Genomic DNA, 21,729 nt, shown 5'->3' with positions numbered 1-21,729 from the left:
CTGCAGCACCTACTTTTCTGCCTGGTGAAAGGTAGATACATATCTAGATAACAGATACAGCGTACATAGCAAAACAGCACCCTCCGCTTTATGAGCGAGGGGTGCTGTCTTGACGGTCATTCATATTCAATAGAAGAAACCGATCATTTGCATCATTTTAACCGTGACATCAAATTTTATGTCAAATTCCAAAGTTGCGCATCTATCTATTCATGCTGCTGGACTCCATTCAACTCAACTTCTGCCCACAATTCGGACAGAAGTTCGCCCCTTCATTCTTCGCGCCGCAGTTCGGGCAGAAGTTGGGCTTCTTGTTTCCTTCAGAAGGGGATGAAGCCGCAGGAGCGGATGGCTCCTTCTCAGCCGGAGGCTGTTGGTTTTGATTCGGATTGTTTTGGTTCTGATTGTGTTGGTTCTGGTTCTGATTCATATTTTTCATCATTTCATTAGCCATGTTCATCCCCATCATCATGCCGGCCATATCCGAAGCCGCACCGCCGCCTTGCACCTTGCCGGATGATATCCCATCCGTCATGCTCACCTGCTGGTACTTCTGCAGATTGCCAATCATTTCATGGGAAGCTGTCTTGGTGATCATATCCTGAATTTCCTTCGGATAATTGAAGCTCATCACCTGGAAGCCGGTGATCGTTATTCCGTTGTCCATCACTTCCATGTCCAGGTCTTCTCGGATCCCTCTCGCGATTTCGGAGGCGTTCGCCTGCAGATTGAACATGTCCTTGCCTTCGCGACTGATCCATTTCATCAACAACTGATCGAGCACCGAAGTGATCCGGATCTTGACGTCGTCCACAAGATAGCTCTCTTTCATCCCGGCGATTTTGTCGATCAGCGTCACATAATCATTCACTTTAAAATTGAACGTGCCGTTGGCACGGATCGGCATCCCGCCAGGAAGCTGTGGCGTTGGAATGAGGACCGGATTCTGCGTCCCCCATCTGACGGTGAATTCCTTCGTGTTAACGAACAGTACTTCCACGCGCATGCCACTGTTAAAGCCAAATTTAAATCCCTTTAAAGTAGAAAGGAACGGAATGATATCCGAGTCGATGTTATATACGCCTTCATCCTCAAAAATCCCCTCGATCTTGCCGTTATTGACAAAAATCGCGTCCTGACCGGAGCGGATGACCAGCTTACTTCCTTTTTTAATCTCCCGGTTGCTCCATTTCCAGAAAATCATATCGTCCCTAAATTCTTCCCATTCCACGACATTGGAGAATTGGTTCTTGAAAAATCCCATCGATGTGATCCATCCCTTCCCTTAAAATTTCCCGCTGCTGCTGCTATGCGAATGGCCGCCACTGCTGACGCCGCCTCCGCCTCCGCCGCCCGAGCCGCTGCTCGTGTTGCGCTCGATCTTCTGCTTCGTTACAGTTGTTCTAACATAACGATCCTGCTGGTTCAATATCCCCGATGTACTGGTATCCTCATAGGTGTGAGAATTGACCGTCACCCGTCCGCCGGAACGGTAAGCCATGACACCCACGGCGATAGCGCCGATGGCAGCGGAAGCTCCCAGTTGAAACCAAAGATTAAACAGAATATTATCAGGATTCATGTCGGGCTCAAAGCCCATATACCGATGAGCGGTTTTGATATATTTTTCAAAAGCCTGCTTATAATTGCCTCTGGACAAGTCCGGAGTAATTTTGCTGCGTATTTTGGTCAGCCTACCTGCGTCCAGATACTTCTCGGCCTTATAATAACCTTCCAGATGAACATCGTGGGTATCCAATACTATGCTCAAAATAACGGTATTGCCGTGCCGCCTGTCATACCCGGGAGCATACTCATCGTAAAAGTTTTCCGTCCATGCCTCAACTGCATCATTTTCAACGCGGTTAGCAGTTAGTATCATGATGTCCGTTTCACGTTCAGCACCATACTCATTCGCCATCGCATTCAGCTCTTCTCGTTCTTCCGGACTGAGCAGATTGGCTTCATCAAAGATCAAAGGCTTATCATCCGCAGCTTTGACCATCAAGGCCGGAACCATCAGGTAGGCAACCAGGAAGAACAGAACAGCCCCTAATACATATCGTCTTCTCACAGGAAACCTCCTCCCATCGCCCAGGAAATCAGCTTCAATGACAGTAACGAGACGCCCGAAATGCCTGCAAACCACGCAGCCACTTTCGCTTTGCTGATCGGGGGCTTGCCGACCACTTTCCCCGTCTGACCATTCATCGCAAAGGTATGCTCCGATTTATTGTAATCATAGTGCACCATCCATACCGGAAGGAGGACATAATCCGCCTGTTTTAAGGTGGTATCAATCTGCTTGTTGGTATAATTCACGGTTGTGTACCCTGATACTGCTGACGAAATATACGAATCGATGTAAGAGCTGATCTTATCTTTGGCACGCGGAAGAAGCTGCTCCTCATTATGGCTGTATTTTTCGGCAATGTACCCGGCGAGATAAGGCGTCTTGAATTCCTTCAGCTGCTGATAGGGAAAAGGCTCCAGCTTATCCATCAGCTCATCATTCATTTTCTCCGAAGCATCGATCGGCACCTTCACATAGTTCAAGCGAATCTTCCGGTAGATATCGAAATGCTGGGTCTCCGTGTACTGGTAATCTCCTTGCGTGTAGGTTCTCACCTTGGTGCCGTGGCCATGAACTTCAACCCGATTATGTAACTCATATAACCAAAAGGGTACATATATCCCGGTAATGTCCTTGATCCGGTTCGCCGTCATAAAACCGCTTGGCGTCAGGAGGCCATTTCTGCACCATTTCTTGAAAGCCTTCATCGCCTCTTCCTTGGTAATCGAAAAAGGGATGACCATGACCGGAGCCAACTCGCCGCTCAGTCGGTCGCTGAGTACAACGGCGGATCCGCAGAAGCTGCAGGTCGTGGCGCTGGTCTCCGGCTCCGTCACGATGACGGCCCCGCAGCTGTTGCAATGATACTCCTTCACTTCGTTCTCGACGAAAACCTGCTTTTTCAGCGGGTCGGGAATTTCCTCGATATTATCTTTTCTTCCGCAGCTCAGGCAAGACAACATTCCTGTATCGCCGTCAAAAACCATGCTGCTGCCGCAGTTCGGGCATTTGTATTCGATAACCGGCATTTCCTCACCTCGATAACCATGGAATGATTATTCCTTCTTTTTCAGCTTTTCTTTGATTGCTTCCAGTTCATCCTGGGCAGGGAGAGTCTCCATTGGAGCAGCTCCATCCTTCCCCATATTCTTCTCCAATTCAGCGATCAGATCGTCCAGATCTTCTTCCTTCGCTCCGGCGCGAAGCTCGGCCAGGGCCAGCGCTTCATCCAAAGCGCGGTTTGCCTTCTCTTCCATCGTGTTGAATGCCGCATTCGCACGGCCCGAGGAAACATGGCCGGCGTTTAAATCCTGCTGGGCTTTGGCAGCTGCCATTTTCCCTTTCAACTCGGCATAGCGAGCTTCCAGTTGGCTCACGTCCGACACCAGCTTATCCTGCATTTGTTTCATCCTGACGGCGTTTGCGGATGCCGATTCGTATGCTGCCTGCAGTTCGTTCAGCTTCTGGGTTTGCGCTGCTTTTCTCTCCAGGAACTTCAGGGCATCGTCCTCATTCCCCGCTTCCACGGCCTTCTCTGCATATCGCTGCAGCTTCTTAATCTCGGCACAACACTCATCAAGCGCCCGCTTCGCTCTTCGCTCATCCGAGAGCACGGAAGCCGTCTCCGCTTTCACCTGACCCAAGTCCGCACTCAAGCTGCGCATATACGTGTCAACTGTTTTCTCCGGATCTTCCGTCCGATCCAACAGTGCGCTCACATTCACCTTCATAACATCCTTAAACCTCGATAAGATTCCCACCATGAGTTTCCCCCTCGAAAAGTTTACATTTAACCTATAATACCCTACATACCGCTAAAAGGTTTCAAATGCCGAAATTCGATGGAATATATGTAAAAATATAACTAATATCATAAAAAAAATCCCCCCGACCGTATAGATCGGAGGGTACGTTTATTAGATGTCATCCCGAATCTGGATGCGTTTCTTACCAGGGTTCGGCTGTTTCGGTATTTCAAGCTTGAGGACTCCGTCCTTCAGGGAAGCGGCAATTTGGTCCTCCACTATATTCTGAACGTAGAATCTGCGCACATACTCGCCGTAACGGCGTTCCTTCCGAACGATCTGCTGCTTCGTATCCTCCACGCTGTTATCTTCCTTGCGAACGGCTTTGATCGTTAAGTAAGGGTCAGCGTAGCTGATTTCGATGTCGTCTTTTTGAAAACCTGGAAGCTCCGCCTCAACCAAATAAGCACGCTCCGTCTCTTTAACGTCCGTTTTGAAAGACATCAACGAACCTTTGAACGGTGCAAACACCTCATCTTGAAACGCATCGTTAAAGACATCGTGAAATGACTTCACCAACTGTCCGAAGGCATCCTCTCTACGCTTTCCGAATGGCATCAAATCAAACATCATAGATTTCCCCTTTCTTATTTGACCTTGTTTGACCTTTCGCCTTTATTATATGCCTTGAACGTATAAATGCCAAAATTGATTACGTAGAAAATAGGACTAAAATAGCGGGTTTTCAGCCGATTTTTCAAATGAATTGGTTTCGATCTTTTAATTTGACCTTTTTTGACCTTTAGACTGTTTCGTTTTCAAGCTTCCCGCGCGAAATTTAGCACAATAAAAAAGACACCCGAATGGGTGCCTGTTTCAGTTATATATTGGGGTGGATAGACCTACCGTTTTTCACAATATGATCGATTTCACTCTTTAACAAAAGGTATCGATGCACGCTTCTCATGATCGGAACTTTGGTCAGCTTATTCTGGTCGACATATCTTTTCATTTGATCTTTGGACAGACCTAACAATTGACCTGCCTCAGAAACGGTTAATACTTCTTCATTACTGGTTGCATTAAACGTTTTTTTCACCTTTAAATTCCAATCTTCGAATACCTGCATGAGATCTCAACCTTTCTTTAACGCAACGACTAAAACAAAATGGTTAAGGAGCCGTGAGAGCTGCCTCCTACGATTTGGTGTCCTTGCGCTGATTCTTACGGTAAAGCTTGATTTGCTGATCCGACGAAACAAGGATCGGCAGGACTTTATTACTGCTGACCATGGACGACGCGCACTGTGAACAAACGGGAACTTCCTTGAACGAAAAGCTATCTCGAATCCAACCGTTACACCCTTCCTTCGTACAAGACCAGATCGCAGTCATCTCTTCCGGCAGATTTTCCAGTGGTTTATTCCAAGAATAAGACAATGAACTTCCCCCTTAGCTACATTTTTAACGCCTTCATGCTGTTTTGAGCTCTATTATAAAAAAAACCCCAAACGGTACGTTTGGGGATCTTTTCACGAATCTACAGTTTTACAACGTTCTCAGCTTGTTGTCCGCGGTTGCCTTGGACTACGTTAAATTCAACACGTTGTCCTTCATCAAGCGACTTGAAGCCGTCACCTGTGATTGCACTAAAGTGTACGAATACGTCTTCGCCACCTTCAACCTCGATGAAACCAAAGCCTTTTTCTGCGTTAAACCATTTCACTGTTCCTGTTTGCATAGAAACACCTCCTAAATTTATATGATTTTCTCATTTTTGGTTAAAAAACAAAAAATTCACATATTGCACAAGGTTCCTGATCAAAATAATAACCCTCTGCAATATGTGAATCTCAGGTCAAAATCCCAATGAACTTATTATACCCCAATCGTTCCAAAATAGCAAACGTCTTATTTCTTGGGTACGATTCATAAAAAGACATGGGTAAGCTGAATGTAACCAAATGGCCGCTAAAGGGGGTGGGGATAAGGAGGCCGGTTGTAAGTATAACCTGCGCTAGCTAAAGAAATGTTATTACAAAAAAAACGGCCATCTCCCGGCAAAAAACCGGGAAATGGCCGAAGGGTGCAGCTTTAAACATCACGTCTTGCGTATACAGCAGTGTTATGCGATCCAATCAGGGGTTACATCTGAGCACCTGTCTGATAACTGAGCAGCTGCCGGAAAGTGCCTTTTTGATCCTGGGACAGTTGCTGATAACCCCCCTGCTGGATAACCCGCCCTTGCTCCATCACGATAACCTGATCGGCATGGCGAATGGTGGACAGTCGGTGGGCGATCACGATGATCGTCATGCTCCCTTTCAGCTGTTCCAACGCTTCCTGTATCCGCTGCTCGTTCTCACTGTCGAGTGCGCTTGTCGCTTCGTCCAACACCAGAATCGAAGGCTTCTTCAAGATAGCTCTAGCCAGCACAATACGCTGGCGTTCTCCCCCGGACAAGCGGATACCGCGGTCACCAATGACGGTGTCGAGGCCTAGCGGAAGCCCGTGCACGAATTCGTCGGAGGCTGAAAACCTCAACGCTTCCCACAACTCGTTATCCGAGGCATCGGGAGCAACCAGCTTCAGGTTATCCCGGATGCTCTCATTGAAGAGAAAAGGATCCTGCGCCACATATCCGATACCCCCTCGGAGCGACATCAGCTGACGTTCGTCCTCCATGAACACGCCGTCCACAAGAACTTTCCCACTCTCCGGTTGGATCAGTCCCATAAGAAGATCAATAAGAGTACTCTTACCCGCCCCTGATTTGCCGACGATGGCCGTCATCCGATTGGCAGGAATATGTAGATTGATATCTTGCAATGCATAGACGGGGGAAGTGCCATCGTACCGATAGTCCACATGAGTACAATCGATTCCATGCTGCAGCTGAAGTCGCTCGCCGCCTGTCATCGGAAACGATCCGGCGATCTCCCTGTCTACCTCGTATTCCGCCTGCAGCTCGCGTACCGCTCGGAAGGCTGGGAAATTCGACACGAGCTGCTCGGTGCTCGATTGAATGCTGATAAATCTAGGCCATAGGCGCGAAAAAATAAGAACGATCATCAGCAACTGCTCAGCAGGCGTACGCAGCACTTCCAGCGCCAAATACACAAATCCGGCAACCAGCAATACAGACGAGAACCGATAGATCAGCTGGGACAAGGAATTGATTTTGCCAAATTGGATGAAGTTATGCTCCATTTTTCGCGACAGCCTGTCAAACCAGTTCATATGAAATGGCTCCAACCGGTTGCTCTTGATATCCTTGATGCCGTTGAAATGTTCGCTGATGCCCGCAAAATAATATTTCGAGAGCTCTGTCGTCTGCTCGCCGATCCGCTTCGACCGCCGGATGAATCGGCGTCCAAACAGGGCAAGGAGCCCACCACTCGTCAGGACGATGAGGGTCAGCATCGGAGCCAGCCATAGGGCAAGCCCGATCTGAATGATCGTGAACAAGAAAGACGAAACCATCTGCAAGAACAGAAACGTGCCCTGATTCACGCGCCCGAGTTCATTGGTCATAACATGGTTGAAATCCGACTTGCGGTGGCGCAGGAAGAACTCCCACTTGGCATGCAGCAACCCCTGATACGTTTCCATGCGCAGTTTGCGAATGAATCGCTGCAATATTTTTGCGTTCAATAGGTTCTGGCTGCGCTGCAGCAAGGCTTGCCCGCCGACAATCACAACATAGAGGGCCAGCACCATCGGCAAATTGAGCTGCAATGACCACGAACCCGCTAGGTCTATCAAGGATGAGATGAGCGGCACCCCGCTCAAATCGGTCTGGAATACGCCAATGATACCGAGCAGCGGGACGATCAAATAAATGCCGATGCCGTCCAGAACGCTGATGAGCAAGATCATACTCATATTGAGGTAGAGCTTAAACCCGGCCATCCCATGCATTTTACGGATAAAATATAAGAGATCTTTCAATGTAAAAACTCCTTATCGGATGACCGCTTCAAGTTCAAGCCTTCGGCCCCCATATCCTTACCGAATATCCCGACGACGGCATACCTCTCATGCCCTTCTCTCCCCGTTACAATATAAGAGCCGCAGCGGAGCCAGGCATGGGCAACCATCATTCCCTTGTCGTCCCGACCGCTTCCCAGATAAAGCGTACTCGGAATCCCTCTTCGCTCCAGCATCTTCATCGCGGCAACGGCTTTAACCAGGCACTGGCTTTCCCACCATGTGACACGGCTCATGGTATGTACAGCTCTTGAGATTTGGCGGACAAGCGAAAGCTCCTGCTCCGTATAGCCCACATACGGCGTCTCCTTCATAGGTTCACCCAAAGACGGAGATACCTTTTGAAAAGGAAGCAGCTTGAACACTCTTCCCCAAGCCAAATACAAGTAAGCTTCTGCAAACATAAGTTTCGTGCTAACAGGATAAGACATAAATCGGCGTGCTTTCCGGTACAGGCTCATTGCTATTTATCCACCCGAACAAGGCCTTCCGTGGCTAACTGCTTAAGGAATAATCGTACCTGCTGCTCACAGAGCTCCGGTTCGATCTCATACTCCAATACCAATTGATCCACCATATTGGAGATCGTGACGGGAGACGAAATAAGCTCCCATATCCGCCCGCCAATCCGTCCCAGATTATAATACTTGCCGTTTTCGATGCTCAGCATCACCTTCTCGCCATCCATATCACTGACCAGGAAACCTTCGGATTGTACAACGAGAGCGTCTGTCGTGATTAATTCAGTAGTCATGGATAGAACCCCCCTTTTTTTCAAGCTATATAAGCTGGCCTGAGAATATTCTGATGATACCCGCCTCTCAAATGGATTGTGATTGCAATCCAATGATAAAAGCGAGGATGTACCCTTAAATCGACGGTTGTTTCATACGCCGCCAGAACCAGAGAAATGGCCGTAGCGGATAATACAGAAAGTGCAGTGATTTGGGTAATGGCAGTACCGAAGCGTCCCGCGAATTGGGCAAAAACTTATTCAATATATACAAAGCTTTCTGTTTTCCCGTCATTAACGAGAAAAGGTAACGGTTATAACGCCATGCCACGCTTTTCTCCGGCACCGGGTTCAATTTGACGATCCTTTTTATATAGTAGAGTGCGCTTTGTGCAAAGCGATGGGCTTTGGAGTTCATTGTCAATACAGTCAAATCGTGCGGAATGTCAACTGAGAACAGTCGCGATAAAAGAATGAAGGCCTGCCCTACATATGGCTGTCCCCCATATCGCTCAAAGTGGGCCTTCATATCGTTGCTGTTTATCATGGGAAGCAGCCTTGCAATATCCATCAGCCAACGCAGCCGGAACCAACCATGCCTGGCGCCATGGTCGGCCAGATAGTTTAGCAAATCCTCATTGCCCAGATAATGATAAATCTGATGGGACAGCATCACATCATTCCTGCGCTCCCACAATAAATCAAAGGAAAATGACTTGTTATAATGAGGATTCAGACGCCAGTGAACTTCGATCTGCGCCGAATGTTTCTTGTGCTCGTAGGACAAATGATGGCTTGTTTTCTTCCAATTTCCCAAGATACGTTCATCCTGCAATTCGTATCCAAGCTGTACCAGCACCCGTTCAACTCTTTCCACGTCATCCGCATCCACCAAGATATCCAAATCCTTCGAAGTCCTGTATGCCAGATCCCCATAGAGCTGCGTAGCTAGTATAGGGCCTTTAAGCAAAAGTGTACGCACCCCAGAATCCTTGAGCGCCTCACATAGTTGACTCATTTCCCTGCTTAAATGCAGCATTTTCATCACGTTGTTATGATAATGCTGTTGGAGAGACGCCATAACCTCGGATGGAATGAGGGATTCATCCATTCCTTTAAGTTGCAGATATACAAGCGGATAAACCCGGTGGTGCAGCGCGAGTTTCATGAACATATCCCAATCGATATCCGATGCATATTGCTTTATGAGAATTTCTTCATGCGTGTTATTGCGGAGAAGATAGAGTAAAAAAGACAGCTCTTTGGAGATATCACTCAGGTCCAGCTTAACGGCATCTTCAATAATCAAGGTATCCACCCCAAAAAAATTGATCATAGCAAGAGTGCAGGCACTTGCTCTCTTACGCCTTTATTCATTCCTGGCCGACCGATCGAGTAATAGACAAGCTTCGTCTTTGCCAATTGTTCCTCATCGTATATATTACGACCATCGATCAGGTACGGCGATTTCAGCCAACTCTCGATATCGGATAATGGAACCTGCTGGAATTCATTCCATTCCGTTAGAATACATAGTGCATCCGCTTGCCAAACTGCTTCCTGGGCATTTCGGCAGTAAGTAATTCCGGCAATATCATAATTTCTCTTGAAATTATCCGTCGCAACTGGATCGTAAGCCTTCACCTTTGCCCCTCGTTCCATTAATTCCGATATAATCTCGTATGCCGGCGAATCACGGACATCGTCGGTTTCAGGCTTAAAAGCCAGTCCCCAAACCCCAATCGTTCTACCCGTTAGATCACCCATCAAGGCTCCCAACTTGCGAATAATATTGAGGCGTTGGTCTCGATTGACCTCAACGACGGATTTTAGAAGCTTGAAATCGTAATCCATCTGTCCGGCTATTTGAATAAGAGCTTGTGTGTCTTTAGGGAAACAGGAACCGCCGTATCCGATACCCGCTTTCAGAAAAGAAGAGCCGATGCGCTTGTCATAACCCATACCATAGGCTACTTTCGTCACATCGGCTCCAACTCGCTCACATATATTTGCAATTTCATTAATAAAGGAAATCTTTGTAGCAAGAAAAGCATTAGAAGCATATTTAATCATTTCAGCACTGCGAACATCCGTTATGATCATGTTTTCCGTCAAAGATTTGTGCAACTCAACAAGCTGCTCCTCTGCCCTCTTGCTGTCCGTTCCAATAATGATTCGGTCTGGATTCATGGTGTCTTGAACCGCCGTGCCTTCCCGCAAGAATTCAGGCACCGAAGCGATATCAAAGGATTCATGTGTATGCTGAGCAATGATTTCTTTGATTTTTTCGTTCGTTCCTACCGGAACTGTACTCTTCGTTACGATAATCTTATAACCGTTCATCGCCTGCCCGATCTCTTGGGCTGCCATCTCGATATAACTCAAATTGGCTTCCCCATTCGGCATAGACGGTGTTCCCACCGCGATGATGATGATGTCCGATTGCTTGACTGAAGCCATCAAATCGGTGGTAAAACGAAGATTCCCTGCTTCCTTATTAACGGTGATCAACGACTGAAGACCAGGCTCGTAAATGGGAATCTCTCCACGTTGAAGCTGTTCAATCTTAGCCTCTATTTTATCTACGCAGATGACCTCGTTTCCAAGCTCGGAGAAGCATACGCCTGAGACCAGGCCAACGTAGCCGGTACCAATGACCGTGATTTTCATCCTTTTTCACTCCTCTTAGAGCAGATTTCGATATTCATTATGAAGTTAAAACACTAAATTTGATTTCATCCCAATTCATCGCCAATCTTACAATATCGTCCTCAATCAATTCGCTGCCCGTTTGCACCTCAATGATTTCAATATCGGTGATAGCACGTAGACTATGCCTTGCTTCAGCCGAGATGACGATAACATCCCCCTTACCAATCGTTCGAACGTTGCCGTCCAATATCATTTCGCCTTGACCGGATATCACCGTCCATACTTCGCTGCGCAGCAAATGATATTGGTAACTTAAATTCTTTCCTTCTAAAATGCATATCCGTTTTGTCAACACTTCATTGCCGTTTGGATACTTGGTATAATCCAGCACGCGATATCGTCCCCAGCGGCGCTCTTCATACATAGGCCGTTGGTCTCCGAATTGGAGCACTTCCTTTATCCGCATACTGGCGCTCTTCTCAGAGACCAGAATACCATCGGGGCTAGCGGCAACAATTAGATTAGGTGCTCCGATGACCGTTATGGGAATATCCAACTCATTGATGACATGCGTATTGGAGGAATCGTCGGTTAAGGTTCCTTTTCCAATCAAAGGGGTATGAATTTCTTCGGTCAATGCATCCCAAGTGCCCAAATCCTTCCACATTCCTTTATAAGGCATTACGACAATGTTCTTCGCTTTCTCAACCACGGCATAATCAAAGCTTGTTTTGTTTATACGGCGATATTGCTGAAGCAATTCATCATATTGAATAGGAAGCGATCGCTCCATCAGATAATGAATGAGATACTCAAGCCGAAAAGCGAACACGCCACAGTTCCAAAATGCTGTTTGTTCTATCAGCCGAAGCGCATGCTCTTTTTCAGGCTTCTCTACAAAGTGACTCACCTTGAAGAATTCCGTCCCATTCGCTAAATTCGATGCCGACCGAGGGACGATGTAACCAAACTTCGAGGATGGATGATCAGGCGATACCCCCATCAACCCGAGATCAGCGCCGCTTTCCAGCATTAACTCCTCTAATTCCTTTACCTTCTCGAAGAAATGATCCTCGACAAACGGATCAACCGGAAGTACGATCACAACCTCATTGAGACTGATACCTTTAATGGAATACAGATATCCCGCTGATAAAGCAATCGCCGGAAAAGTATCTCTCCGTTCCGGTTCTACGATAATTTCTACCTCATAACCAAGCTGATTTTGAAGTAGTTCTACCTGGGATTTCCCGGTTGCCACAATCGTCGATTGCTGAAGGTCCATTTGTCCTAACTGATTCCATACTCTCTGAACCATCGACTGGCGTCGTCCTGACTCCCCGTCTAATATCTTCAGAAATTGCTTGGAACGTGTCTCATTGGACAATGGCCATAATCGGTTGCCGCTGCCCCCAGACAATAGAACAATATGCATGATTAATAGCTCCCTTCCACTTCCATAAGCTTAGCGTTGATCTCTCTTGCCCTGATCAGACCATCGATGCTGGACTGCAGTCGTTTTACAAATACATCCTCGCTAAATTTTTCAGCATGCTCCCGAATACATTCCGAATCCCAATCATATTGGTCAAAGCGCCTAATCGTTTCGGAAAGCGAGTCTATCGATTGTTTGTCGAAAAACAGTCCGGTCCTCTCCGCTACGACCGTGTCCAAAGCTCCGCCTTCACGGTACGCAATGATCGGGCGACCGCATGCATTCACTTCAAGCGGTGTAATCCCAAAATCCTCAATCCCCGGAAAGATAAGCGCTTGGCAATGCTGCATATAACGGACAACCTCTTCATCACTTTTTCTGCCGAGAAAAGTAATGGTATCACCTGCTAACTGCTCAAGCCTCTGGCGATCCGGTCCATCTCCAACGACGAGCAGCCGCCGGCCCAGTCGAGTGCAGGCCTCTACGGCGAGGTCAATTTTTTTGTAAGATACTAGTCTGGAGACAACGAGGAAATAATCCTCCGGCTTCTCTTCATCGATGCTAAAACGGCTAATTTCTACGGGGGGAAATATAACAGAGGCATTTATTCCATACCATTGCCTGATTCTCTGTTTCACGATGGTGGAGTTGGCAATAAGGTAATCCACCTGCTTGGAGTTGTTCTTATCCCATGCTTGAAGGGGGAAGGTGAACCATTTAGCAATCCGCTTCACGAGATTCGGCACTTGCACGCTATCCATATAGGCTTCAAAATTCCACGCAAAGCGCATGGGAGCATGGCAATAGCATACGTGTACACTTTGCTTTCCCTTCTGCACACCTTTCGCATAAGCACTGCTGGAGCTTAGAATAAGATCGTAGCCTTTTACGTTCATGGATCGAACAGCAAAAGGATACAGCCAGAAAAACAGTTTGAATTTGCTCAATATCCCAGGTATGCGCTGCATCCATGTGGTATAAATGACTGCATCCTTCAATTCGGGAAGCAGTTTATTCTCATCGACGATCGTCGTATAAATTGGAGCCTCGGGAAACATCTTGTGGAATACAGCCACAACCCGTTCGGCTCCTCCCATCTGATTGAGGTAATCATGTACGATAGCCACTTTCAAATTCCGCATTATACAATCTCCTTTGCCCGCTGACGCTCTATCGATTCGACGCCGGGTCTCGCCAATAGCTCCTTATAGATCTGTTGAACATTATGAGATGTCTGCTTAATGGAGAACATCTCCCTTACTCTTTCCTGCCCCTTTTGACTAAGTAAAGACCATACAGCTTTATCATCGAGCACCTGACGGATATACTGTGCGAGTTCATCTGTATTTCCGATTTCATACATGAACCCGCTTACCCCATGATCAATAATCTCAGGTACACCACCACCTCTGGTTCCCACAACCGGAGTACCTTGTGACATGGCTTCAATGATGACTCTGCCGAAAGGTTCATGGTCCGAACATAATAAAAGGAGATCTGCAGCACAGCAGATCTCCAATACATCTTCCCGGAATCCGGTGAATATGACTTTGTCTTCAAGGCCAAAAGCTTTAACCATCTCTTGCAATCCGACCAGATAACGTTCGTTCTCTTGCCTGAACTTGGCTTCCCCAACGATCCATAAAACCGCATTCCGTTCTTCACGAATAAGACTTGCGAATGCTTCTATGGCATCTTCTTGTCTCTTCCAGGGAGCAATTTGACCGATGATAGCCAGCACCTGTGCATTCTGTGGTGTTTGTAATTCCGAACGGATAAACTCTTGAATCCTTTGTTTCTCTTCGTCATGAAAGCTCTTTAGTTCCACACCGTTATGTACAAGGTGGCACTGCGTAGCTATGGAAGGATGCTGCATACTTTGCAAGACAGATTCTGAAATACAGATCAGCGCTTTAGCCGTACTCCCTGCGAGTCTTTTGATTAAATTGCCTATATAACCTTGGGGAGGCATGTCTCGAATATGCCAAACAACGGGTAGACGATGGTACCATTTGAATAGTCCAGCCATAATACCTGCTCGGATGGAATTCGCATGGATGAGATCCACTTGGCTTTTTTTCATGAGAAGAGCAAGCTTCCATCCTGCCCACAGCATCCCCATCACATAGACAACAAGCAGAAATGGATTTCTGGTCATTCGCGCCCGATAACTGGGTAGAGTCACAACCTCGATTCCTTGATTGCGTGCCTTCTGCAGCAGTTCCCCTTCGGGGGCAAATATAATCGGATGTGCCTCCGTTACATATTTTGCAGTTAACAAGAGACTGATCTCCGCACCACTTACCGTGCTTGTATGGTTATAAAAGGCGATTTTCATGTTCTGAATACCTTTCTTTTCTCAACTTCCTCCGTGAATACAGCGGTCACCGCTTCTGCCACTCGACTCCATGTGTACCGATTCAATACATGTTCCCTGCACGCTTCCCGTGAAGGAAGGAATGAGTCTTTATTCAAAACATCAATGATTTTCTTGCTTATCGATTCAGCAGTACCGTCTTCAAACATCAAATCATCCGATACTTGATGCAAAATTTCCTTCGTTCCCCCATAAGGGGTTCCCAGTACCGGCGTGCCACAGGCAAGAGACTCAACGGTAATAAGACCGAACCCCTCTAACGTGAGTGTCGGCACTAAACTGATATCAGCAGCCTGGTAGTACTCAACAAGCTCCTCATTTGAAATTCTGCCAAGCAGCTTCACATTGGGAGAAAGTCCAAGCCGAAGGATTAACGCTTCATACTCCGCCCGCATCGGTCCGTCTCCACCGATGAACAATCGGACCTCAGGGAATACTCGAACCACATCTACCATGGCATGAATCAGTCGGTCGATCCCCATCCTGCGAACCAATCTCCTGATACAGAAGAGTATAGGTTGATAGGGGGCGATGCCTAATCGCAGTCTTAATTCATTACGATCTGGATGCGGCCGGAAGCGATTATGATCCACTGCACCGGGTATGATATGTATTTTCCGCTCATCTACGCCGTAGGTTTCGGTCAATACATCACGAAAATATTCACTAAGTACGATGAAACTATCGGAACGGCGGTAGGTCAATTGCTCCACTTGCTTTTTGATCCAATACTTTGTATTTTTTATTGCACCCGCAGTTGACTTTTCCTCTACTCTGGATTCCATGGCCCATGGTCCATGGAAGTGTGTGACGATGGGAATATGCGCAGGGATATGGTTTCTTGTAACCATGGTTGTGTAAAACGCAAAATGTGGATTAAATACATCCGGACGAAAGCTTCGGACCGCTTGAACCGCATGTTTCTGCACCGATTTCATACGTGGAAGAAAGTGGTTGAGGCGAAGCTCGTTGGTTGCGTTACTGATGTTCCGGTCTGAAGGCAGCTCCACCCCTTTAGGAGCGACGACAAAGCCCAGTTCAGAATGTCCAAATTCTTTCATGGCTTTGGTGTAATCTGCAAAATAACGGTTTAAACCTCCATGCTGGATATCGATCCATCCCATTCCGGTTGTAAGCACATTCATGGTATCTCTCTTTTCTTTAAATGTTGAATTGCTTTCTGATAACATTCCAGCCGGTTTCTCGCTGCATTATCCCAAGTAAATACCTGAGCCGTACGGTATGCATTGTGGCGAAGGTGCCGCAATAATACCGGATCCTGAATCAACTTCTCCAGAGCAAGAATCATTTCGTCAACGTTTCGCTTCGGTATGACAAGGGCATCCATGCCATCCGTCACAATATCGGCCGGACCTGCCGTGTCCGTCGTGATCGGAGCAAGGCCGCACGCCATGCATTCGATCAACGTTTTCCCAAATCCTTCCGATAGCGTTGGAAATAGCTTAATATGATATCCTTTTAACATGCTGGGTAACTCACTATGTTTGTATGAGGGGATTACCTTAACCCTTTCCCTTACTCCCTCGTCGAAATCGGATAGAACGACTTCCTTCTCGCACCCTGTCCCCATAAAGGCCGCCTCAACTTGAGGGAACTTGCCAAGAATAGCATTTAGGGCCTTGGTGCTGTAAGAAATCCCCTTCCTATGAATGTAACTGCCTACCTGGGCAATTCGGATCACCGGCATGTTCTCTATCTCCATATCATCGAGCGGCAGATTTAACAAATAACTTGGTATCCCGTTAAAAATAGCGCTGATTTTGAACGTTTCTTTCCCCAGTTGATTCTGTACGAAAATTTTATCTTCGGAATTAAGAACAATCGAAAAGTCCGATCTTCTAAATGATTTCGATACCTCCCAAATCCGGTACCCGCCCCAGTAAATAAAATATTTTTTGCTAAGCGACAAATTGCCCAGCCGATTCTCTTCCAGTATTTCTTTATGAGCCAAGTGTTCAAGTCCATGACTGCTTGAGACGATAACAGGGCGTTTTTTGAAATAGGATAGTACCCAGCTGTCTCCGGAGGCAATATCCAGAAGGTCGTAATCTTTCCAGCTCGATAATTTCGACGCCAGCTTCCATGGAAAGATGATTTTATCCAGGATTCCGCCGTTAAACACTTTAAAGTCGTCCATGAAATAAGTATCTACGTGCACGCCTAGATCCCTTAAGGATTCCGCAATCGCCAATCTGGTTCCTGATACACCCGAGTTCATATTATGATTAGAATTTGCAATCATGGCTACTTTCACGGGATTCACTCCAATTATTCAATCGATTTTATTCCATTCCATTCATTTCTTCTCTCCGACTGCTCATTCGGTATTTGTCACTCAGAAGATCCTCATAGATCTCTATCGTCTCTTTCGCTACACGCTCCACTTTATAAAAATCCAGCCCCTGCCTGGCAGATCTTTTATATTTTTCACGGAGTTCCTCGTCGTTCAACATGTCTAAGATAGCCTCTGCCAGCTTATCCGGAGTTTTTGGTGGTACCAGCATCCCCGAATTGCCGAAGTCCAGCGCCTCAGGTATACCATCCACATCAGTTGCGATGATGGCGCAGCCCGATTCCCTAGCCTCGAGTAACACTAACGGAAACGGATCTTTATGGGAGGCCAAGACGAATACCTCAGACGAACTCATGTATTTTTTGGGGTCTGTCTGAAACCCCTCAAAGTGAATTCTGTTCCGGCTCGATGATTGCGTAGCCATTGTCTTGAATCGTTCTTTCTCCGGTCCGTCCCCCACAATATACAATTCCGATTCCGGACATTGCCTGGAGACAATATTAAACGCTTCGATAAGATCGGCTATGCCTTTGCGTTCATTCAACCCAGCAACCGTAACAATGGAACGCCCCTTGAGCGAGACCTCTTCCATTCGTTGATTTCTCTTGCTTCCGATCGTACCGTTTAGAACAACTCGAAGTTTTCTTTCGTTGACCCCTCGATTGGCCATCGATTTGGCTACCGCCTGACTTACTGCGATAACCGTATCACCTACTTTCATATAATCGGCGCTCTTCTGAAATTCATTATGAACATGCGTAACGATCTTGTATTTACGGAACCCTTTGGAATACCGTGAGAGCAAAGCCCCAGTCATCATGTGCGCGTGAATAATATCCGGCTGGAACCGTCTGACGATGTTCTGAAAATGAAAAAAAGCCTGCAGCATTTGCATCGGCTTTCTCGTTTGATCCAGGTTATAATGCTCTATGTTATGTTGCCGCAACAAAGCTAAATATTCGCCGCCCTCAGATGCCACAGCTACCTTATGCCCCAGCTTGGACTGCTCGCATGCCACGTCGATCATAACATTCACAATTCCGTTCCCCGATTGTTTGATATGATTGGCAATATGCAAGATATTCAAATGATCACCTCTCCTTATGATCTGCCGCTATCACGTAGATCCCCTGCTGCGTGCTTTTTGTTTACGTATACGATCAAGCAGCCAAAGGAAATCGCTTTTCGAAATGATCCAATGTTGAAAAGTAACTTTATGCTTTAAGGTATAGATCAGAAAAATAACCGTCATTTCTATCAATGATGTTGCAAGTAAGGATATCGCCGCGCCTTGAATTCCTAAAAGCGGAATGAATAGATTCATTAATATAATATTCATTCCAAGCGTAGTGATACGAATGATGGTTACCGATCCAGGTTTACCAATGGACATAAAGCCTTGAGCAAGAATCCACGATATGCTGGTTACGGCCGTTTGAAAGATCAGAATTCGGAAAACCGTAACAGCCTCCAAAAACGATTTCCCGTACAAGAGAATCAGAAGATAAGGGGCGACCACGTAAACGACAGCGCCTACTACAAAGGTTACGACCGTACTGATTCGAGTGACCTTAAAAGTCAAACTCAGAGCCTCTTCCTGCTGAAGCCCCGAGGCCTTAGGGAACAAGACCGAAGTAATGGCACCCTGAATCGTATTCAACATCTTCGCTAGGTTAAGGGACACGACGTATAAGCCCAAACTGCTAGGAGACAATAAACCGACAACTAAGATCTGATCGATGTATCCAGAAAAGGTTCCTGCCACATCCGTCCCATACGATCTAATCCCATACCCAAGCAATTTCTTTCCCGACTCAATCTTGTTCTTCTGCCTCATCTTGTAATGAGAGATCAATTTATACGTTGTCCATACGGCAATCGGAATGACTGGAAAGAGGTACGCAACCGATGTGAAGAAGGGCGTAACATGCCCTGTTACAACAAGAACGCATAGCAAAATTAATGTGCCAAGTACCGGAATGTATCGCATGAAATTATAGAGATGGTACTCTTCCCTAGATTGCAAGGCCGCCGTATTGACCGTTCCAATCATGGCAATGGGCGACATGACCAATGCCCAAACTGCAAATTCAATCACTTCGTCGGAATACCCTTTCATCCAGAACGGAATGATGACCGCACCGATTCCCATAGCAGCACAACCTAGCAGCACACACATGTATAACGCCGTTACGTAAAGAGAACCCTGATTCCCATCCTTTTTCTTCATGTAATACACAAGTGCTGCCGGAATCCCCAGCGTTAAGGAGTATGCTAAGAATCTGGGCCACATAATCATGGCAGCTTGTTCCCCTCGTCCCTCTGGGCCTAAAAAACGTGCGATTATTATCCCTGTTAACACGTTTAATCCAAGGATAAATACATTGGACGCAAATATTTGGACAACGTTTCCTAAACTGCCCCAATTCCTTCTTTGCTTCATTAAATTAGTGATAGCCATTCATTCTTATCCCTTCAGGCCTGGTTACCGGTCTTGAATTTTAAATTCGAAGTTTTATAAAACAGCTGCATGTATTTGCTGGACATAAGCTCCCAGGAGTTACTTTGCGCATCCTCCCTTGCCCTCCGTGCCATCAATTCCAGCCGCTCTCGGTCAGAACTTAGGTCCCTTAGCGCCTGTATTAATGCAGAGGTATCGTCAGGGTCCTCGATGATGACGGCAGATTGATTGGACAGAAGTTCAACGGCTCCGCAGCGATTGCTTGTGATTACCGGCAATCCCGAGGCCATAGCCTCCAATATAACGAGCGAAAACGGCTCGTACCTCGAAGGAAAAATAAATAAATCTGCTAGGGACATCATATCTGCTACGTCCTGCCGGTATCCCAGGAAATGAACACGGTCGCTAATTCCCAATTCTTGTGCTAGTTGGGGATATGGACTTTTCTCGATGTAACCAAGTACGATGAGCTCGATATCCTCAACCTTGGCCAGGGCTGCCAACACCGTATCCAAATTTTTTCGTTTGGACTTCAAATCCCCAGCAAACAGCGCGTAGGTTCGCTCAACTGCCAAGTTAAAATCGGCTCGATTCACTGTTCGCGGGTAGAACTCGTTCAGGTCAACACCGTTTGAAACCACGGAGATACGGTGTGCTTGTATATGGGCATCCTGCACCAACTCCTCCTTGACCTGTTCCGATACCGCTACAATTTGCCTTGTTTGCTGTAAGGCAAGACGTTCCAATAAGGCATTTAGACCGTTATAAATGAACTGGTACAAGCTTTTTGCATTTTTTTGCTCCCGGAAAGGATGATACTCAGACCTTATCCATGCACTATGAACAAAATGAATGCAGTTAATGTCAGAGCGGGCGTAAGTAATAAAACCGTTCACCACAATGAGATCTATTCCTCTCTGATGCGTCCATATCCAGATCGCGGAGTACAACGCAAACCACTGATACTTGAGCAGCATACTTGGAATCCAGCTTGTTCCTATCTTTACCCATGTGATTTGCGGATGAGCCCTGAGCTCCTCTGATAACTCTGAGGATATTATGATAACGTCATGTCTTTCCTTCACGGCTTCGGCAATGACCTCATAATTGACTCTTCCCTGTCCGTCTCCTTTCTTCACCTTGTGTGTAACGAAACAGATCTTCATCGGCTTACCTCTCTCAAAACTTGGTTATATCCGAGTAGCGAATACTGGACGATAGTCTCCGTGAGTGCCTCGGCAATTTTTTCATGACCTTTCTCGTTCGGATGGAAGCGATCTTTGAAATAATCGCTCCATTGATGGAGTTGTCTCGAGGAGTCACACATAAAAACTCGTTTCGTCGACCTGTTGTCTTCGTAAATATCCTCTAATACCAATCGATATTCCCGCATCGAAGCGGAAGACCCCGGAAAGTATTTCTCTTCAATATCTCCAGGAGCGAGAAATATGATTTTGGTATGTTTGTTGCGATTAAGCATGTTTAGAATAAACCCCGTTGTGTGGAGTTTGAAATCGTCTATACGCATCCATGACTTGCCGCCCAAAGCTTTAATAAGAGCAACCTTTACTCTCCACCTTAATCCAGACTCCAACATTTCCAGCCATCTTCTGGACCTCCGTGTCGAATAGTATGGTCTCGGATCCATCCATCCGGGCTTTCTCCACCTCTTCGGCATGAACCTGAGATAATGTTTGTGCTCTCTTACGATAGATTCAGTAATTCCATGGGCAAACACGATAATATCAGGTTGTAATTCCAACAATTTATTTTCGTACTTCATTCTGGTTTCGTGAACCTGCATGGCACTAGCTCCAAAATTCATGATTTCTATCGGTTGTGAACTCAAGGACTGCAGTTTCTTTTGTAATAGGTTTGCATAAGTCTTCCCAGACCTACTGACACCGAGTCCCTGTGTAATGGAATCGCCTAAAAATACGATTAACATT

Annotated in this window: 22 protein-coding genes; all 22 read right to left on the bottom strand. The window is 46.5% G+C overall.

Going from position 1 to position 21,729, the window contains the following annotated elements; all coding sequences use genetic code 11:
• Positions 1–229: 229 nt before the first annotated feature.
• On the bottom strand, positions 230–1,264 hold the full coding sequence (locus ABEW73_RS06040; RefSeq protein ID WP_430162457.1) for an SPFH domain-containing protein: 1,035 nt from the start codon (positions 1,262–1,264) through the stop codon (positions 230–232).
• A 21-nt stretch (positions 1,265–1,285) separates the two neighbouring features.
• Positions 1,286–2,074, bottom strand: coding sequence for a TPM domain-containing protein (locus tag ABEW73_RS06035; RefSeq protein WP_430162455.1), 789 nt, complete (start codon positions 2,072–2,074; stop codon positions 1,286–1,288).
• Positions 2,071–3,102: a TFIIB-type zinc ribbon-containing protein gene (locus ABEW73_RS06030; RefSeq protein WP_430162453.1), complete on the bottom strand. Its 1,032-nt coding sequence runs from the start codon at positions 3,100–3,102 to the stop codon at positions 2,071–2,073. The genes ABEW73_RS06035 and ABEW73_RS06030 overlap by 4 nt, the downstream gene beginning before the upstream one ends.
• A 27-nt stretch (positions 3,103–3,129) precedes the next feature.
• The gene (locus tag ABEW73_RS06025) at positions 3,130–3,834 is read right to left on the bottom strand and encodes a PspA/IM30 family protein (RefSeq protein WP_430163034.1); all 705 of its coding nucleotides are present in this window, start codon (positions 3,832–3,834) and stop codon (positions 3,130–3,132) included.
• Between the two features lie 156 nt (positions 3,835–3,990).
• Positions 3,991–4,449, bottom strand: a complete 459-nt coding sequence (locus ABEW73_RS06020) for an Hsp20/alpha crystallin family protein (protein ID WP_430162451.1) — start codon at positions 4,447–4,449, stop codon at positions 3,991–3,993.
• A gap of 250 nt (positions 4,450–4,699) precedes the next feature.
• A complete protein-coding gene (locus tag ABEW73_RS06015; protein WP_430162449.1) occupies positions 4,700–4,948 on the bottom strand; it encodes a helix-turn-helix domain-containing protein in 249 nt (82 codons plus the stop codon).
• Positions 4,949–5,015: 67 nt separating this feature from the next.
• Entirely contained in the window at positions 5,016–5,258 is a 243-nt protein-coding gene (locus tag ABEW73_RS06010; RefSeq protein WP_076322548.1) for a cold-shock protein, read from the bottom strand.
• Between the two features lie 100 nt (positions 5,259–5,358).
• The gene (locus tag ABEW73_RS06005; RefSeq protein ID WP_006207692.1) at positions 5,359–5,559 is read right to left on the bottom strand and encodes a cold-shock protein; all 201 of its coding nucleotides are present in this window, start codon (positions 5,557–5,559) and stop codon (positions 5,359–5,361) included.
• A 404-nt stretch (positions 5,560–5,963) separates the two neighbouring features.
• Positions 5,964–7,769, bottom strand: a complete 1,806-nt coding sequence (locus tag ABEW73_RS06000) for an ABC transporter ATP-binding protein (protein ID WP_430162447.1) — start codon at positions 7,767–7,769, stop codon at positions 5,964–5,966.
• Positions 7,766–8,269, bottom strand: a complete 504-nt coding sequence (locus ABEW73_RS05995; RefSeq protein ID WP_430162445.1) for a lasso peptide biosynthesis B2 protein — start codon at positions 8,267–8,269, stop codon at positions 7,766–7,768. The genes ABEW73_RS06000 and ABEW73_RS05995 overlap by 4 nt, the downstream gene beginning before the upstream one ends.
• Before the next feature lie 2 nt (positions 8,270–8,271).
• A complete protein-coding gene (locus tag ABEW73_RS05990; protein ID WP_430162443.1) occupies positions 8,272–8,562 on the bottom strand; it encodes a lasso peptide biosynthesis PqqD family chaperone in 291 nt (96 codons plus the stop codon).
• A 115-nt stretch (positions 8,563–8,677) separates the two neighbouring features.
• Complete coding sequence (locus ABEW73_RS05985) at positions 8,678–9,850, bottom strand: nucleotidyltransferase domain-containing protein (RefSeq protein ID WP_430162441.1); 1,173 nt, start codon at positions 9,848–9,850, stop codon at positions 8,678–8,680.
• Between the two features lie 23 nt (positions 9,851–9,873).
• Positions 9,874–11,211: a UDP-glucose dehydrogenase family protein gene (locus ABEW73_RS05980; protein ID WP_430162439.1), complete on the bottom strand. Its 1,338-nt coding sequence runs from the start codon at positions 11,209–11,211 to the stop codon at positions 9,874–9,876.
• A 37-nt stretch (positions 11,212–11,248) separates the two neighbouring features.
• Entirely contained in the window at positions 11,249–12,628 is a 1,380-nt protein-coding gene (locus tag ABEW73_RS05975) for a sugar phosphate nucleotidyltransferase (RefSeq protein WP_430162437.1), read from the bottom strand.
• A gap of 2 nt (positions 12,629–12,630) precedes the next feature.
• Entirely contained in the window at positions 12,631–13,770 is a 1,140-nt protein-coding gene (locus ABEW73_RS05970) for a glycosyltransferase (protein ID WP_430162435.1), read from the bottom strand.
• Positions 13,770–14,966, bottom strand: coding sequence for a glycosyltransferase family 4 protein (locus tag ABEW73_RS05965; protein ID WP_430162433.1), 1,197 nt, complete (start codon positions 14,964–14,966; stop codon positions 13,770–13,772). The genes ABEW73_RS05970 and ABEW73_RS05965 overlap by 1 nt, the downstream gene beginning before the upstream one ends.
• Positions 14,963–16,150, bottom strand: coding sequence for a glycosyltransferase family 4 protein (locus ABEW73_RS05960; RefSeq protein ID WP_430162431.1), 1,188 nt, complete (start codon positions 16,148–16,150; stop codon positions 14,963–14,965). The genes ABEW73_RS05965 and ABEW73_RS05960 overlap by 4 nt, the downstream gene beginning before the upstream one ends.
• The gene (locus ABEW73_RS05955; RefSeq protein ID WP_430162429.1) at positions 16,147–17,280 is read right to left on the bottom strand and encodes a glycosyltransferase family 4 protein; all 1,134 of its coding nucleotides are present in this window, start codon (positions 17,278–17,280) and stop codon (positions 16,147–16,149) included. The genes ABEW73_RS05960 and ABEW73_RS05955 overlap by 4 nt, the downstream gene beginning before the upstream one ends.
• Before the next feature lie 28 nt (positions 17,281–17,308).
• Positions 17,309–18,406, bottom strand: coding sequence for a glycosyltransferase family 4 protein (locus ABEW73_RS05950; RefSeq protein ID WP_430162427.1), 1,098 nt, complete (start codon positions 18,404–18,406; stop codon positions 17,309–17,311).
• A 30-nt stretch (positions 18,407–18,436) separates the two neighbouring features.
• The gene (locus ABEW73_RS05945; RefSeq protein WP_430163032.1) at positions 18,437–19,762 is read right to left on the bottom strand and encodes a lipopolysaccharide biosynthesis protein; all 1,326 of its coding nucleotides are present in this window, start codon (positions 19,760–19,762) and stop codon (positions 18,437–18,439) included.
• Positions 19,763–19,794: 32 nt separating this feature from the next.
• Positions 19,795–20,946 (bottom strand): glycosyltransferase family 4 protein, encoded by a 1,152-nt coding sequence (locus ABEW73_RS05940; RefSeq protein ID WP_430162425.1) that lies wholly within the window; start codon positions 20,944–20,946, stop codon positions 19,795–19,797.
• On the bottom strand, positions 20,943–21,728 hold the full coding sequence (locus tag ABEW73_RS05935; RefSeq protein ID WP_430162423.1) for an SGNH/GDSL hydrolase family protein: 786 nt from the start codon (positions 21,726–21,728) through the stop codon (positions 20,943–20,945). Before ABEW73_RS05935 ends, ABEW73_RS05940 begins: the two co-directional genes overlap by 4 nt.
• Position 21,729: the final 1 nt, after the last annotated feature.

Source organism: Paenibacillus lautus (assembly GCF_050482385.1).
GTDB lineage: Bacteria > Bacillota > Bacilli > Paenibacillales > Paenibacillaceae > Paenibacillus_AQ > Paenibacillus_AQ lautus_B.
Note: the sequence above shows the minus strand (reverse complement) of the source record. Positions and strands in the feature narration are given on the sequence as shown.